Annotated in this window: 10 protein-coding genes and 2 pseudogenes; 4 read left to right on the top strand and 8 right to left on the bottom strand. The window is 58.1% G+C overall.

Going from position 1 to position 12,776, the window contains the following annotated elements; genetic code table 11:
• The first annotated feature begins 40 nt into the window (after positions 1-40).
• Positions 41-409 (top strand): antibiotic biosynthesis monooxygenase, encoded by a 369-nt coding sequence (locus FFS64_RS26285; protein WP_137807720.1) that lies wholly within the window; start codon positions 41-43, stop codon positions 407-409.
• A gap of 505 nt (positions 410-914) precedes the next feature.
• Positions 915-1,138, top strand: a pseudogene (locus tag FFS64_RS31870) (DUF6124 family protein); the annotation flags it as partial.
• 105 nt (positions 1,139-1,243) lie between these two features.
• Here the strand turns inward: FFS64_RS31870 and FFS64_RS26295 are convergent.
• The gene (locus FFS64_RS26295) at positions 1,244-3,037 is read right to left on the bottom strand and encodes an alpha/beta fold hydrolase (protein WP_137807721.1); all 1,794 of its coding nucleotides are present in this window, start codon (positions 3,035-3,037) and stop codon (positions 1,244-1,246) included.
• A gap of 216 nt (positions 3,038-3,253) precedes the next feature.
• On the opposite strand from FFS64_RS26295, the pseudogene FFS64_RS31875 reads away from it, so the two are divergent.
• A pseudogene (locus FFS64_RS31875) lies at positions 3,254-3,457 on the top strand (tyrosine-type recombinase/integrase); the annotation flags it as partial.
• 48 nt (positions 3,458-3,505) lie between these two features.
• Here the strand turns inward: FFS64_RS31875 and FFS64_RS26305 are convergent.
• The 6 genes from FFS64_RS26305 to FFS64_RS26330 all read right to left on the bottom strand — a co-directional run bounded on the left by FFS64_RS26305 (position 3,506) and on the right by FFS64_RS26330 (position 11,025).
• Entirely contained in the window at positions 3,506-4,960 is a 1,455-nt protein-coding gene (locus tag FFS64_RS26305; RefSeq protein WP_137807722.1) for a TrkH family potassium uptake protein, read from the bottom strand.
• A gap of 393 nt (positions 4,961-5,353) precedes the next feature.
• Positions 5,354-6,235 carry a DUF2950 domain-containing protein gene (locus FFS64_RS26310; RefSeq protein WP_137807723.1) on the bottom strand — a complete coding sequence of 294 codons (882 nt, stop codon included), beginning with the start codon at positions 6,233-6,235 and terminating at the stop codon, positions 5,354-5,356.
• A 26-nt stretch (positions 6,236-6,261) separates the two neighbouring features.
• The gene (locus FFS64_RS26315) at positions 6,262-7,719 is read right to left on the bottom strand and encodes a DUF3300 domain-containing protein (protein WP_137807724.1); all 1,458 of its coding nucleotides are present in this window, start codon (positions 7,717-7,719) and stop codon (positions 6,262-6,264) included.
• Between the two features lie 133 nt (positions 7,720-7,852).
• The gene (locus FFS64_RS26320) at positions 7,853-8,527 is read right to left on the bottom strand and encodes a MarC family NAAT transporter (protein ID WP_137807725.1); all 675 of its coding nucleotides are present in this window, start codon (positions 8,525-8,527) and stop codon (positions 7,853-7,855) included.
• Positions 8,528-8,577: 50 nt separating this feature from the next.
• Positions 8,578-9,153, bottom strand: coding sequence for a hypothetical protein (locus FFS64_RS26325; protein ID WP_137807726.1), 576 nt, complete (start codon positions 9,151-9,153; stop codon positions 8,578-8,580).
• A gap of 336 nt (positions 9,154-9,489) precedes the next feature.
• On the bottom strand, positions 9,490-11,025 hold the full coding sequence (locus FFS64_RS26330) for a DUF2235 domain-containing protein (RefSeq protein ID WP_137807727.1): 1,536 nt from the start codon (positions 11,023-11,025) through the stop codon (positions 9,490-9,492).
• Positions 11,026-11,388: 363 nt separating this feature from the next.
• On the opposite strand from FFS64_RS26330, the gene FFS64_RS26335 reads away from it, so the two are divergent.
• Positions 11,389-12,042: a DUF2459 domain-containing protein gene (locus FFS64_RS26335; RefSeq protein ID WP_171017138.1), complete on the top strand. Its 654-nt coding sequence runs from the start codon at positions 11,389-11,391 to the stop codon at positions 12,040-12,042.
• Positions 12,043-12,195: 153 nt separating this feature from the next.
• On the opposite strand, the gene FFS64_RS26340 is transcribed toward FFS64_RS26335, so the two are convergent.
• A partial coding sequence (locus tag FFS64_RS26340; protein WP_137807729.1) for a transporter substrate-binding domain-containing protein occupies positions 12,196-12,776 on the bottom strand: 581 nt, incomplete at its 5' end.

Raw genomic sequence — 12,776 nt, forward strand, 5'->3', positions numbered from 1 at the left:
TGCGTACTTTTAATCGTTTAAGTCGTATCAGAGGAACGCCATGATTTATGAAATCGCTCTGCTCCCCGTCCACAAAGAACGCATTGAAATGTTCAAACGTGCATTTGCCGAAGTCGCTCCTTTGCTCACCCGCGCAAAGGGTTACGGCGGCCACTTGCTCGCGCAAGGGATTGAAACCCCCCAGCTATTCAACTTGATAGTGCGCTGGGCTTCACTTGAGGATCACACGCCGGGCTTCGAAGAGAGTGAAGACCATCGGGTGTTCATGATGGGCTTGGAGGAATATTTTTCGGAAGAACCGAGGGTCTACCATATTGAAGGGGCAGCTTTTTCTGCTGGCGAACATGATGATTCGAACAGCACCGTCAGCATGGATAATGCTGGAGCCTCAAAAGGATTGTGGCTTTAAAGCAACTGGCCGTTGTCGGAAATATGCAGGCTAGTTGTGGCTAATTTGTAGTGATGAGTTTATTGCATCACGACGCACAGCTACCGATTTCGTAGATTAGGGACGAAAAAGGGGACGGATTTATTTTTCGTGTAGGAAGTGCGTACCTACTCGTTAAACATCCCCTGAAAGTGTTTGTTTAAAGGCTCCTACAGTTACCCGTTGAAAGCTACAAAACCTTGCGCCGCTGCCTACGGTTACGCCAGAATCCGCCGGCTTGTGCGCTTTGGGGGCCATCGGTAACTTGATTCGCGTCACTGCCGGTTTAGTCGCCCGGTTGGATATTTAGAGAGTTGCACAAACTCATCAGTCAGGTAGTTCGATGCCTGCGCTCGATGGTGGCTGTGCGCAGGGCGCCTTCGGGCGCGCCGGCTTTGCTAGATTCCCCGGTCGACTAACCTGCGCACAGCTGCCTCCCTCCCGTTTAGTCGCAGGAGGGGTGGCACCCAATCTGGAAAACTAGCCTATGTTCAAAGTCACACCCAATCCCCCAGACACTGATCCGGCATCCCCTACGAACCCGATGAAAAAAAGCTCAACGAGGCCGCCGAGCGTGTCCTCGACTTTCACTTCCCCTCTACGGCCGACATAAAGGCCACGCCGCGAACACCCAGTACTTTATTTACCGTTAACCCGCAGACCACGACCGAAACGCTGATGGTGTACCTGGTCGAGACGCTGGCTTCGGTTTAAAACGTAAAGGATGTCCCCGGTTTCTACCCGGGCAAGCCCGCTCCCACAGGGGGCTGCGCACAACCTGGGGGAGCGTGGCTTGTTGAGGACGAGAGGGTTGCCTCAACGCTCCATGACATAGGTGCCAGGTGCGGGGCAGAGGGGCGGGTACTTGCGCGAGCCAAGTTTCTTCGGCGCCGGCCGGCTGTCGCCCGAGCGCTGCCCGATCCATTCGCGCCAATGCGGCCACCAGCTGCCTTGCTGGCGCTCCCCGGCGTTGTGCAGCCAGATTTCCGGGGTTTCGGCCGCGGCAGGCGCCGCGTAGTAAAACGACTTGGGGTTGCCCGGCGGGTTCACCAGGCTTTGCAGGTGGCCGGCATTGGACAGCACGTAGGTTGTGTCCTCGCCAAACAGCCGGGCGGTGCCGTAGCAGCCCTGCCAGGGGGTGATGTGGTCAGTGGTGCCGCCGACCACATAAGCTCCCACCTTCACCTGAGTCATGTCGATCGACTCGCCGGCAATCTCCAGTGAGCCCGGGTTGCTGTAGGGATTCTGCTGGATCAGGTCGAGGTAGTCCGCGTGCAGTTGGGCGGGAAGACGCGTGGTGTCGTTGTTCCAGGCCAGGATGTCGAAGGCCGGTGGCTTATTGCCCAGCAGGTAATTGTTGACCCAGTAGTTCCAGATCAGGTCGTTGGGCCGCATCCAGGCGAACATGCGGGCCATGCCTTGGCCGCTCAGCACGCCCTTGCGCCGGGAGCTGGCCTTGGCCGCGCGCAGGGCGGACGGGGTGGTGAACAGCCCCAGGGTGGTGTCGTCCAGCGCCGAGGGCATGTCGAGTACGCACACAGCCCAGCTGGTGTTGGCCACCTTGTGGCCTTCGCCACGGGCCTCCAGCCAGCCCAGATAGGCCGCCAGGGTGATGCCGCCCGAGCAGGAGCCCCACATGTTCACATCCGGGCTGCCGGTGACCCTGCGTGCCACGTCCACCGCCTGGTCGAGGCACAGCGCGTAATCGGACAAGCCCCAGTCGCGGTGTTCGCGGGTGGGATTGCGCCAGCTGATGACGAAGAGGTTCACGCCGCTGTCCTGTATCCACTTGATCAGGCTTTTCTCCGGCGACAGGTCAATGGCGTAGTACTTGTTGATTTGCGGTGGCGACATTACCAAGGGCCGGGCAAAGACCTTTTCGGTGGTGGGCGCGAACTGCAGCAGCTCGAACATCTCGTTGCGAAACACCACTTCGCCCTTGGCCGTGGCGATGTTTTCCCCCACCTTGAACGGCGTGCTGTCGACCTGTCTCGGGAGCCCACGGTTGGTCAGCATATCCTCGCCGAACTGGCGGGCCCCCCTGGCCAGGCTCATGCCACCGGTGTCCACCAGCTTGCGCAGCGCCGCCGGATTGGTCAGCGGCGAGTTGCTCGGCGCCATTGCATCGGCCAGGAGCGCGGCCACGAACCGGGCCCGGCTCTTTTCCTGCGGGGCCAGGTCGGTGGATTCGATGAAACGGGTCAGCTCACTTTGGCCGGCCAGGTAGCTCTGCAGCAGTGCGCGCAGGAAGGCGTTGGATTGCCAGGCCGGATCGGCGAAGCGCTTGTCCTTCGGGTCTGGCGCGATGCTGGAGTTGCCGCCGACGATGCCGCGCAGCGCCTTCAGGTAGCCACCCAGATGAGCGCCAGCCTTGAGCGGCGACTTGCCCACGGCCTTGAGCAGGTAGCCGGCCGAACTGGCCAGGTCCGCCGCGCGCAGGCTGACTAGCGGATTGCCTGCCAGGGTCTGTTTGGCGGCCGTGCCGATCAGCTCTTGTTGCCGGATGTTGTCCGGGAGATCGCCATCCTTGCGAGCGCGACGCTTTCGGCCGGTCGCCGGGGGGCGCTGGGTGGGGGTTGCGGTCTCACTCGTTCGGGTGGATCTGCTCATGGCGGCTCTCGTGTTCCGGGCGCTGTGTTGTTTTGCAACGACTCTAGGGCAGCAGCGCCTGCGGCCACCTCGCATCGCACGACAGAGAGTTTTCATTTCATGACAAGGGCAATCGTCGGCCGATGAGCTGAACGGGCGGCCTGCGGGACAGTCGGCGGCCACTCGGAGGGGGGCGTGGGATAGGTATATTTAGAACCGCACCTGCATTTTTCCTGAGCGTGGGTGACCGCCATTGGCCTTGACCCAACCATGTACGGCACTCATACGCTACGGCGAACCAAGGCATCGTTGATCTATCGCAGGACAAAAAACTTGAGAGCAGTCCAACTCTTGCTTGGGCATACGAAGCTCGAAAGCACTGTCAGGTACTTGGGCATCGAGGTCGATGATGCTCTGGAAATGGCAGAGCAGACAGAAGTCGGACCATCCACTGCGACGGTCTTGGCCAGACCGTCGCTATCGACTCAATTAGTACCTCCAAAAGACTGGTGTGAGCAGCACCAGCACCGTCAGAATTTCCAGCCTTCCCAAGAGCATGCCGACCGTCAGCAGCCATTTTGCCGCATCCGGCAAGGTCGAGAAGTTGCCTGCTGGACCAATGATCGTCCCCAGTCCGGGACCCACGTTGCAAACTGCGGTGGCAGCACCGCTTAAGGCTGTCGTCCAATCAAGACCGATCAGCGCCAACCCCAGGGCAATGCCACCGATGGTGATGGTGAAAAAGAATGAAAAGGTCAGCAGTGAACGTGCGATGTCTTCGTCAATGGGATGGCCGTTGTATTTTTTCCGAATCATCGCACGAGGATGAATCAGTTGATTCAGGCTGCCCATCAGCAAGGAGGAGGCGACCTGAAAGCGGAATATTTTAAGCCCTCCCGCCGTAGACCCGGAGCAGCCGCCGACGAAGGTCAAATAGAAAAACAGCAAAACAGAAAAGCTGCCCCATAAGGTGTAATCCCCGAGGGCTAAACCCGTGGTCGTGACCACCGAGGTTACATTGACGGCCACGATACGAAACGCTTCCCACCAGCTGTAGTCACTGTTAATGCACAACCACGTACCAAATAGCAGCCAGGTAATCACCAGAAAACCAATGAACCCTCGCACCTGATGGTCTTTTAATAACGCACTTTTGTTGCCCCGTAGTGTGGCGACATACAAGGTGAAAGGCAGGCTGCCGAGAATCATGACGACCACGGATACCCAATGAATAGCCGGTTGAGGCCAGTGCGCCAGGGATGCATCCGAGGTTGAAAAGCCGCCCGTTGAAATAAATGACATCGCATGATTGATCGCTTCGAAAGGCGTCATTCCCGCTACCCATAGCGCCAGAGCGGACACCCCGGTCAGCCCGAGGTAGAGCACCAGAATATATTTCGCCGCGACGTGAGAGCGTGGTGTGACTTTCTCTGACCAGTCTGAAGATTCTGTCTGAAACAAACGCATGCCGCCGACTCGCAACAAAGGCAAAATCGCCACGGCCATGCCGATAAAACCAATTCCGCCGAGCCAGTGCAGCATCGAGCGCCAAATCAGTAATCCTGGTGACGCGGTATCCAGCCCCGTCAAAATCGTCGAGCCGGTAGTGGTGATGCCGGACATCGTTTCAAAAAACGCATCGGTGTAGCTGATGTGATGGATGAGCACCATCGGCAAAGCCGCAAAGGCGCAGACGACAACCCAACTGGTCGTGGTCAACAGGTACATATCTCGTGGACGAAGTTGGGCAACCTCTGGACGCCCGCGAATAATCAGCGCCAGTCCACAGACGAAGGTGATCAGGCTCGACCAGAGAAACGCCGACAGATCATCACTGCGCTCATAAACCACCAGTGTAAACATGGGAATAACCATGCTTACGGCCAACGTGATCAAAAAAATACCCAGGATAAATCCGATAAGCCGCAGTACTGCAATGGACATAAAAAACGCCTGGCTGATGAGCGCCGCACAGTATCAATTGAGTCAACATGGCTACCCGTAAAGTTTACGTAAAATTCCCCGGTGGAGCTGAGTCCATCTGATCGGCATTAGCCATTTGCGCGAACGCTTAGCCAAAGCGTGGACCTGCGGAGGCTATCCTGCCGGGTTCTACCCGACAGATTCGTAATTGTATCGCCCGTTACCAACTGACATTAACGCGTTACTAATGCTTAAGCCCAAATCCTGACAGGTCGTTTCAATCCTGAAATCTATAGCTGATGGGCATGTTCCAGGAGTGGGAAATGACTGCTTTTGGCCGATTACAGTCTCTTGAGATGAGCGGTGAAGCATGTCTTTGACTGCCCGCTGGCGGAAGCAAGGTGAATGTTACGGCTACTGATCTACGGTGACCTCCTGCCAGCTGTCATCGGGATCAAACCGCTTCATCGACTGCGCCAGTTTATAACCCTCGGGTCCCAAGTCTTTCTCAAACACTTGGCCCTCATGGCTGATCATGAAACTCATAACTCCGGTGTCATCGTATTTCGCCGGCCAGGCAATGAGGGCAAAGCCACGGCTCATCTTGTCGCCGATGAGGTAGCTGTAGGCGCCGCCAGGTGCCGAGGGACCTTGTCCGTCGAGGATTCGGAAGTGGTAACCATGCCAGTCTTCGTCGGCGATGGCTTTGCCGAACAGCGGTCCCAATGGGCTGATTTGACCGCTGTCGTCGTCCGCCCAATAAAGTCCGTCGTGCTTGCCGGGAGAGCTGAAGATTTTCTGCGCATATTCAAGGGCACCGTCCCCGTCACGGTCCACTGATGCATAGTCCATCTGGGCGTCGTGATAGGTCAGCACCGATTGCACCGCGGCCAGTTCGTTGCTGCCGATTCGCCGCGTGCGGATTTCGGCGCTACCGGCCTTCATGTCGAAACGCCAACCCTTTTCGGCTTTTACCAGGGGTATCGGCAGTGTCCAGTGGTCACTGCCGACCGACAGGACAGCTTTGCGCTCACCGGTTTTTTCGATGGCATGTTGCTCGCGGTAAAGCTTCAAAAACGCATCCACGTCACTGCGCTGGACGCCACCACGCGGGATGAAACTGCGCCAGTCTTCACCCAGCAGCTGCGTCAGGCGTGCCTGATCGGCGTGTTTCGTACCCAGTACTTCGACGAACGCCTGAGCAGCCTTTTCCGGGGTTGGAAATGCCTGCTGTGCCGTAACCGCGCATGACCATGCCAGGCTGCCGATCATCAGGATACGAGGTAGCAAGCCCATGAATGCTTTCTCTTGAGGATGGTTTTTCAACGCCGGCCCCCCCCTCTTTGGCGCATGGGAGGACTGGACGGCCTGCTGATCTGGTGACCGGCGGATCGCGCAGCACTGGGGCGCGTGGCGGATGCCTGGCTGGTACGGCCACGCAGGGCCTGGGCGTTCGATCGGGACGGCGAGCGTGCGCCGGCGAATGCGTTATTGCGGGCGCTGCCGGCACTCGCGGTCGGGCGCTTTTGCGTTCCTTGGCGCGCCTGGGATTCCTGACGGCGCTGACCCGTCTGGGCGGTCTGTTGTCTGGGCTGCTGATTTTCCCGGATGTTTCTGCCCGTGCCTTGGCTTCTGTCAGACGCCTTCGGTCTGTCTGCCCCGGCTTGCATACGATTACCGACCGAGGGTTCGGACTGCGCTCTGCGCGCTTGATCACGGGCCTGGCGATTAGTGGTGGCCGGTCGTTCGATACCGTGTCTGTCCATTGAACTGCGGGCCTTTTCTCGCGCCTGGGCGCGTTGGGCATTGTCCCCGCGAAATGCCTGACGTTGATTGGCACCATCCAGTTGTCGGCCGTACTGCTGACGGCTCTTGCTGTCTCGATAGGGAACGCCATCGCGGTGAATGGAGTTGTGCTGCCACTTGTTCTGGTTCCTGTTGATCTGGGTGTTGCGATTGATGTTGTTGTAGCGGTCGACGTCGATGTCGATGTCGTTGTTGTCCCAGTCACAGTCACCCCACAACGAGGCGACGATCGCCACGCCGGTGCCGAACGCCAGCCCGGCCATCAGGGCCGATCCGGGGTAATATGCGGGGGGCGGTGGATAGTAGACGGGCGGCGAAGCAGGGTAGGCCCAGGTGCCATAGGTAGTGGTGGGATTGTAAGTGGGGACGTACACCACCTGCGGGTCGGCAGGCTCGATGACGATGGTGGTGGAGCTGCTGGCAGGGGCAGGAGCCTGGGCTGCCGGTGCCGGTGCCGTCTGAACCGTCACGTTCTGGTATTGGTTGCTCTGCAGGTTGCCTGCGGCCTGCGCCTGATGACGCAAGCGTTGCACGCCCTTCATGACATCGTCAGGTTGCGCCAGAAAGGCATCGCCCAGGCGCTGCACCCAGACGGGGTCCTGTCCGAGCGTTGCCAGGACCTGTGGGAACGCGACCAGCGCCTGTACGCTCGGATCCCAGGTCTGGTTCGACACTTGTTTGACCGCATCATCGCCCTTGGCGTCCGGATGGGCTTTGGACCAGGTGACCGCCTCGGCAATTTCCCCGGGGTAGGTGCTGGCCATCAGCACCTGTGCCAACAGTGGGTCCGGGTAGAGCGCAATGGGCGCCAGCATCTGATCCAACTGCTCCTGGGTAAACACCACATCTTTGGCCGGTGCCGTCAGGGGCGCAGTATCAGCGGCGTTGGCGGGTGCCTGCGGCGACTGCGCCAGGCAAGAAAATCCACTTAGAGCCAGTACAGCGGACACTGCGTAGAGTAGAGAAGTGCGCATTGCCCCACCTCATGTGGTCAGGCTGGCTTGAGAAGGCTGGATCAATGTCAGGGAGTGAAAACAGCCGACCTAGATAACAGAACTAAGGGTAGCAGACACCCACGTTTTAGCCGCCCGTAGCCTGGAGATTGAGCTACTGAGGGCGGGGTAAATGAAAGTTATTGTCAATGATGGTTTGCACGATTTCCACCGACCCGTTTATGGCGAACTGAGCCCCCATGCAGACGAGTAGAAAGCCCATCAGGCGTGATATCGCATCAATGCCTGATTCCCCTGTTATTCTCATGATTAATCCTGAGCTGCGCAGGCAGACCCAGAGAATAATCGCAGTAAACAAGAAGATTAACGGCGGCGCGGTTAATAGCACCCAGGCTGGAAATAATGTGCTGTGTTTAATGGTCGCGGAAGAGCTGATAATCATTGCGATGGTTCCAGGCCCGGCCGTACTGGGCATGGCTAGCGGAATGAAGGCGAAACTGGCCTGTTCCTTTGAGCTGTTGGCGGCGGCAGAAGCCTGGCCAGGCGGCGGGAAGAGCATTTTCAAGCCCATTATTATGAGAATGCCGCCGCCTGCCATTCGCAAGCCCGGAATGGAAATGTTGAAAGCGTCCATCACAAACTCACCGATGTAATAGGTCAGTGCCATGATGAGAAAAACATAGAGCGAAGTTGCAAGCGCCTGTCTGTTTTTTTCTTTTTGGGTAAGGCCTTTGCTCAGAGCGATAAATAAAGCCACTGTTGTAGGCGGATTGGTCAGTGGCAGTAACGCCAGTAATCCAAGCGCGATAGCATTCAACAAATCTGTCATATCGAAGCGTCCGCAGCAGCCTTCTTCAAGGCCTTTGCTTGTCAGGCACCTTAACGCGAGGTTTTGATCTTCATGACCTCGGTGTAGATGGCGTTGATTGTCTGACCCACCTGGAGCTTCTTCATTCGGGCCTGAAGCTGCGGGTCCTCGACCTTCAGGACGGTCAGTTCGCCTTCCGGCGGAAGCAAGGTCACTTCATGCTTTTTCAAGTCAATGCGAGTGATCTTTGAAGTGATCTTGACCCTGCGAACCGCCTCACCGCCTGGATCAGGATTGTCCTGGGTGGCACGGACAACCACTGATTCGTTGCTGACCCCCGGTGCAGCGTCGACATTCGTGTCGAGTACATAAGCGACCGTGCGAACGACGTGGATATCAACCTTGTCGCCAACTTTCAGATTGTTCAGGGTCTTGGCTTTTTCCGTGAGTTGGATGGATACCGGGCTTTTGTTGGCGTCTTCTATGGTGACCTGATGATTCGCCGGATCAACGGCCAGCACCCGCGTGACGATGTGACCTTCCATGGAATGGCTACCCAACGGCACCTCGGCTGCATGGGCCGTAAAGCCGATCGCGGCCATGATCGAGGCAAGGGCAACAACGGCAAGGGAGGGGATCGGTTTCATGGGCCTGTTTTCTTTTGTTGGCAGCAGCGCTATGGATTACGGGTGGGAGCGTTTTGCACACAGGTCAAAGCATAGACATTGATTGCCGGGATGCCCCATCACGGTGTCGATTGGGTTGTTCACCTGTTTCGTCAAGCTGGGGGTAAGGAAGAGGGGGCGAGAGAGATGCCGCCGTTGCTACAGGATGACTTGGCTATCAAAAAAATGCGCAATCTCGGGCTTCTTGCCCCCGGCTCCATAATGTACTTCAGAGATGTTCCTCTGAATGTTCTTTCGGTCATTGACTCGCCCCTGGTGTGGGGCGGGAATCGGCCGATAGCCCCCCACCCCCCATTACTAAGGCGCCTTACGTACCCGAGTAACCGTCACACGCAAGCTTCCGGAATTATTGCCATACAAGCCCCACACATCGTTCGGAAAACAGTAGAGATAGCCCGGATGCTTCAACACCAGCGGCTTCTTTCGATACTGGTACAACTCGACATACTGGTGCGCGAGGGGACTTCCATCGTTGTTGACAGCCGCAACGCTTCCGTTGTCGTTGGTGATCGCTCCGATCAAGGTGAACCAGTTCTTGTCTTCGACGCGTTTGGTGAACATGAAGTCTGCACCGTTGTTGCCGGTGATTTTGCTGTAGATCGGCTCGGCGGCGCCCATGAATCCGGCGAAGTTGCGGATGATGTCACCCATGGTCAATTTGGTGTCTTCAGTGCCTTTCCAGTCGCAGGCATCCTCGCTGTCTCGCCATTCACCGGTTGCGTTGAAGGTGTATTCGATTCCTGCTTCCAGATACAGGCCGGAACGGTTCCAGTGCTGATTCGCATAGACATTGAACGAGACACTGTCACCGTCATTGCCGAGGAGGGTTGTCGGGTAGTACGCCGGGTACTCAAGGGGCGAGTTCTTCTGTCGTACCAGTGCACTTTCATGAAACTCCCGGGACGTGGGGTGCATCGCCGGCAGGTTTCGGGGTCTTGAACGGAGCTTGGCGAATGCACCTTTGTATGAGTTATGCAAAACCCCCAAAGGGTTGGGCGAAATGGCTGCTTGAACGTGGGAGTGGAAGGGCAGCTCGGCTCGCTCGCTTTCCTTGATCATCCACAACAACGCGCCATCGGAAAGCCCACTGCTGGCATAACCGCCGCCTACATCCGAGTGCACACCCGGAAACCACAGTTCGGATACGTCTTTATGGGTGTGGCGATTGGTCCAGCGGGTGACACAGAAGCTTGAGCGCATTTCATCGATCGCCATGGCGTGTCGGCCGGTCTGCACATGATCGCCCAGATCAGTGTTGTGAAAACGCCAGGCATCGGGGTTATCGAAGAGGTTGAGCAACTCGAAGTCATCCGGCACACCTAGCGCACCCACGGTGTCCCACACCCCGATAAAACGCACTGGCGTTGCACCGCCGGCATGGAACGCCTTCCAGTTTTTATTGACCTGTTTCACCGGGCGCTCGGCTCGATAACCTTCCTCATAGGCCCTGTGAACGCGTAGCCAGGCTTCGGCTGGCTTGACGCCAGCCAGGTTCAGCAAGCCACGACCGAGAAAGGCGCCAAGGCTGCGAGCGGTGAATGCGCCGCGACTGAAACCGTAGAGGTAAATCTCGGCGCCTTCTTCATAGTTGTTCGCCAGCCAATGGTAGGCACTGCAAATATGCCTCGAGATGCCGGCACCGACGGCGCCACCGGCGATAGGCCGGATGACACCACCCTCGCCACCGACACCGGGGTGGTAGTACTTGTCGCTATCGGGGAGGGCAATGGCGTTGTGAATCTTGAAGACGTTTGAAGGGGCGGGCAGCCCGTTGTCTTCTTGCTGTGGATTGTTCCAGGTCCCATCGCAGCAAACGACAAGGCGTTTGGTCATGGCGAACTCCATGTTGCTGGTTGTGTCAGTTGGCCGGAATGGGTCGGTTCATGGACCGGGTAACAACCAACCGCGGAACCGAGAACAATCCGAGTCGATAGCGAAGTCTCATCTACTCAAGTTGTAGACGATGATGGTGATTTTTGTGCGCCATCAGCGCATCGCAAGCCGGACCGAATCCGCTTTCATTTGCCGGGATCGTGGGCTCGTAGACATTGCCGGCGCCGATTTCTGACTGCCGCGCCGGCCCATGGATGCCTGCTTGATGGTGCGAGCCAGCTTCTATGCTTGTAGCACCGAACCCCTGCCGGGTTTTGCCACGTTCGTTAGCGAGGCTCCAACCCTTTGTGCACGCGCATTGTAGTGCTGGCCCTGATCCTGACGCTGTTAGGCTGCGCTACCGCGCCGGCCCCGCCGCGGGGCGAGGGCGAGGGCGGTGATTGGCGGTCCTTCCATGTCGTGAATCATGGCCTGCATACCGGGTTGGTGATTGCGCGTCCCGATCTGCTCCAGGTGCTTCCCGCACTGGCTGACGCGTTCGGCGATGGCGACTTCGTTGAACTCGGTTGGGGCGACGAGGGCTTTTACCGAGCCCCCCAGGCCACCTTGGGCCTGGCCCTGCGGGCCTTGTTCGGGTCGACGGCAGCCGTGCTGCATGTGGTCAGGGTTGATGGCGATCCCAGGCGGCGTTTCGCCGCAAGCGAGGTCATCGAGGTGCGGGTAACGGAGGACGGTTACCGGCGACTGCTCGCGTTCGTGGCCGGAACCTTCACCCGCTCGGCGGCGGGTACCTTGGCGTCGCTCGGGCCTGGCTTGTATGGAGAAAGCCGGTTCTATCAGGCCGAGGGTAGCTATTCGCTTTCCTACACCTGCAATACCTGGATCGCAGAAGCGCTGGCCGCGGGAAACTGCCCCATGTCGCCGGCAGCGGTGATTACGGCGGGAAACCTTATGTCGCAGTTACACCGGGCGACAGCGGGCGGTGCGACCTGTATGGCGCCCCCCACCCACCCCTAAGCGGCCTGTTACATCTATCGGCGAATGAAGAACGGTGTTTGCTACCTGATATGAAAGATTCCAGCCATTGCATTCAGGGCTTTCTTGTCATCAGATTCATAAAGACCCTGTAGCAATGGCCGCCCGCGGGCGGCCTGCAGGTAACGGCTGTCGTTAAGGCAATGCATAGGCACGGAACAGTTTTTTCATCGTCTCGTTGATCCCGCCCAGGTACTTGTCGTAGCCCTGCTCGATGGCACCTGAACGATAAGCCTCGCTCAAGGCCATATCGACCAAGAGGCGGAAGTCTTCGTCACCGCGCTCCACGATCATGGCCACCGGGGTGTACTCGAAAATACGGTCCAGGACCATCAGTTCGTTATTGGCGTTTCCCCTGGCCACCAGGCTTTTCAGCAGCATGCGTTCGGCGAAGAATGCGTCGGCCTTGCGCGCGGCGACCATCCCGGCACCTTCTTGGATATTGGCCACGGTCACCAGCGAAGCAATTACGCCGAGCATACGCATCCGTTCGCGAATCCAGTCTTCGGTCACACCGCCCTCGATGGTGGCGTAGGTCTGGTTGGCCAGGCCTCGGTTGATCGTTGCCCGCCAAGTCGGGCCGGAGTTGGCCTCCTTGCCGTTGAGTGCGTTGAGCAGGGGTTCGGCGGCATCTTTGCGGACCAGTACCGAGAGGCCGGCTGTATACACCGGTATGGAGTAGCTGATCGTCTTGCGCCGTTCGAGGGTGGGTGGGG

The organism is Pseudomonas sp. G(2018), from assembly GCF_005502415.1.
GTDB lineage: Bacteria > Pseudomonadota > Gammaproteobacteria > Pseudomonadales > Pseudomonadaceae > Aquipseudomonas.

What these genes read in the sequence shown, in the direction of transcription:
- FFS64_RS26285 (WP_137807720.1), top strand. Translation starts at nt 41, where the DNA reads ATGATTTATGAAATCGCTCTGCTCCCCGTCCACAAAGAACGCATTGAA.
- FFS64_RS26320 (WP_137807725.1), bottom strand. Translation starts at nt 8,527, where the DNA reads ATGACAGATTTGTTGAATGCTATCGCGCTTGGATTACTGGCGTTACTG.
- FFS64_RS26325 (WP_137807726.1), bottom strand. Translation starts at nt 9,153, where the DNA reads ATGAAACCGATCCCCTCCCTTGCCGTTGTTGCCCTTGCCTCGATCATG.
- FFS64_RS26310 (WP_137807723.1), bottom strand. Translation starts at nt 6,235, where the DNA reads ATGGGCTTGCTACCTCGTATCCTGATGATCGGCAGCCTGGCATGGTCA.
- FFS64_RS26305 (WP_137807722.1), bottom strand. Translation starts at nt 4,960, where the DNA reads ATGTCCATTGCAGTACTGCGGCTTATCGGATTTATCCTGGGTATTTTT.
- FFS64_RS26295 (WP_137807721.1), bottom strand. Translation starts at nt 3,037, where the DNA reads ATGAGCAGATCCACCCGAACGAGTGAGACCGCAACCCCCACCCAGCGC.
- FFS64_RS26315 (WP_137807724.1), bottom strand. Translation starts at nt 7,719, where the DNA reads ATGCGCACTTCTCTACTCTACGCAGTGTCCGCTGTACTGGCTCTAAGT.
- FFS64_RS26330 (WP_137807727.1), bottom strand. Translation starts at nt 11,025, where the DNA reads ATGACCAAACGCCTTGTCGTTTGCTGCGATGGGACCTGGAACAATCCA.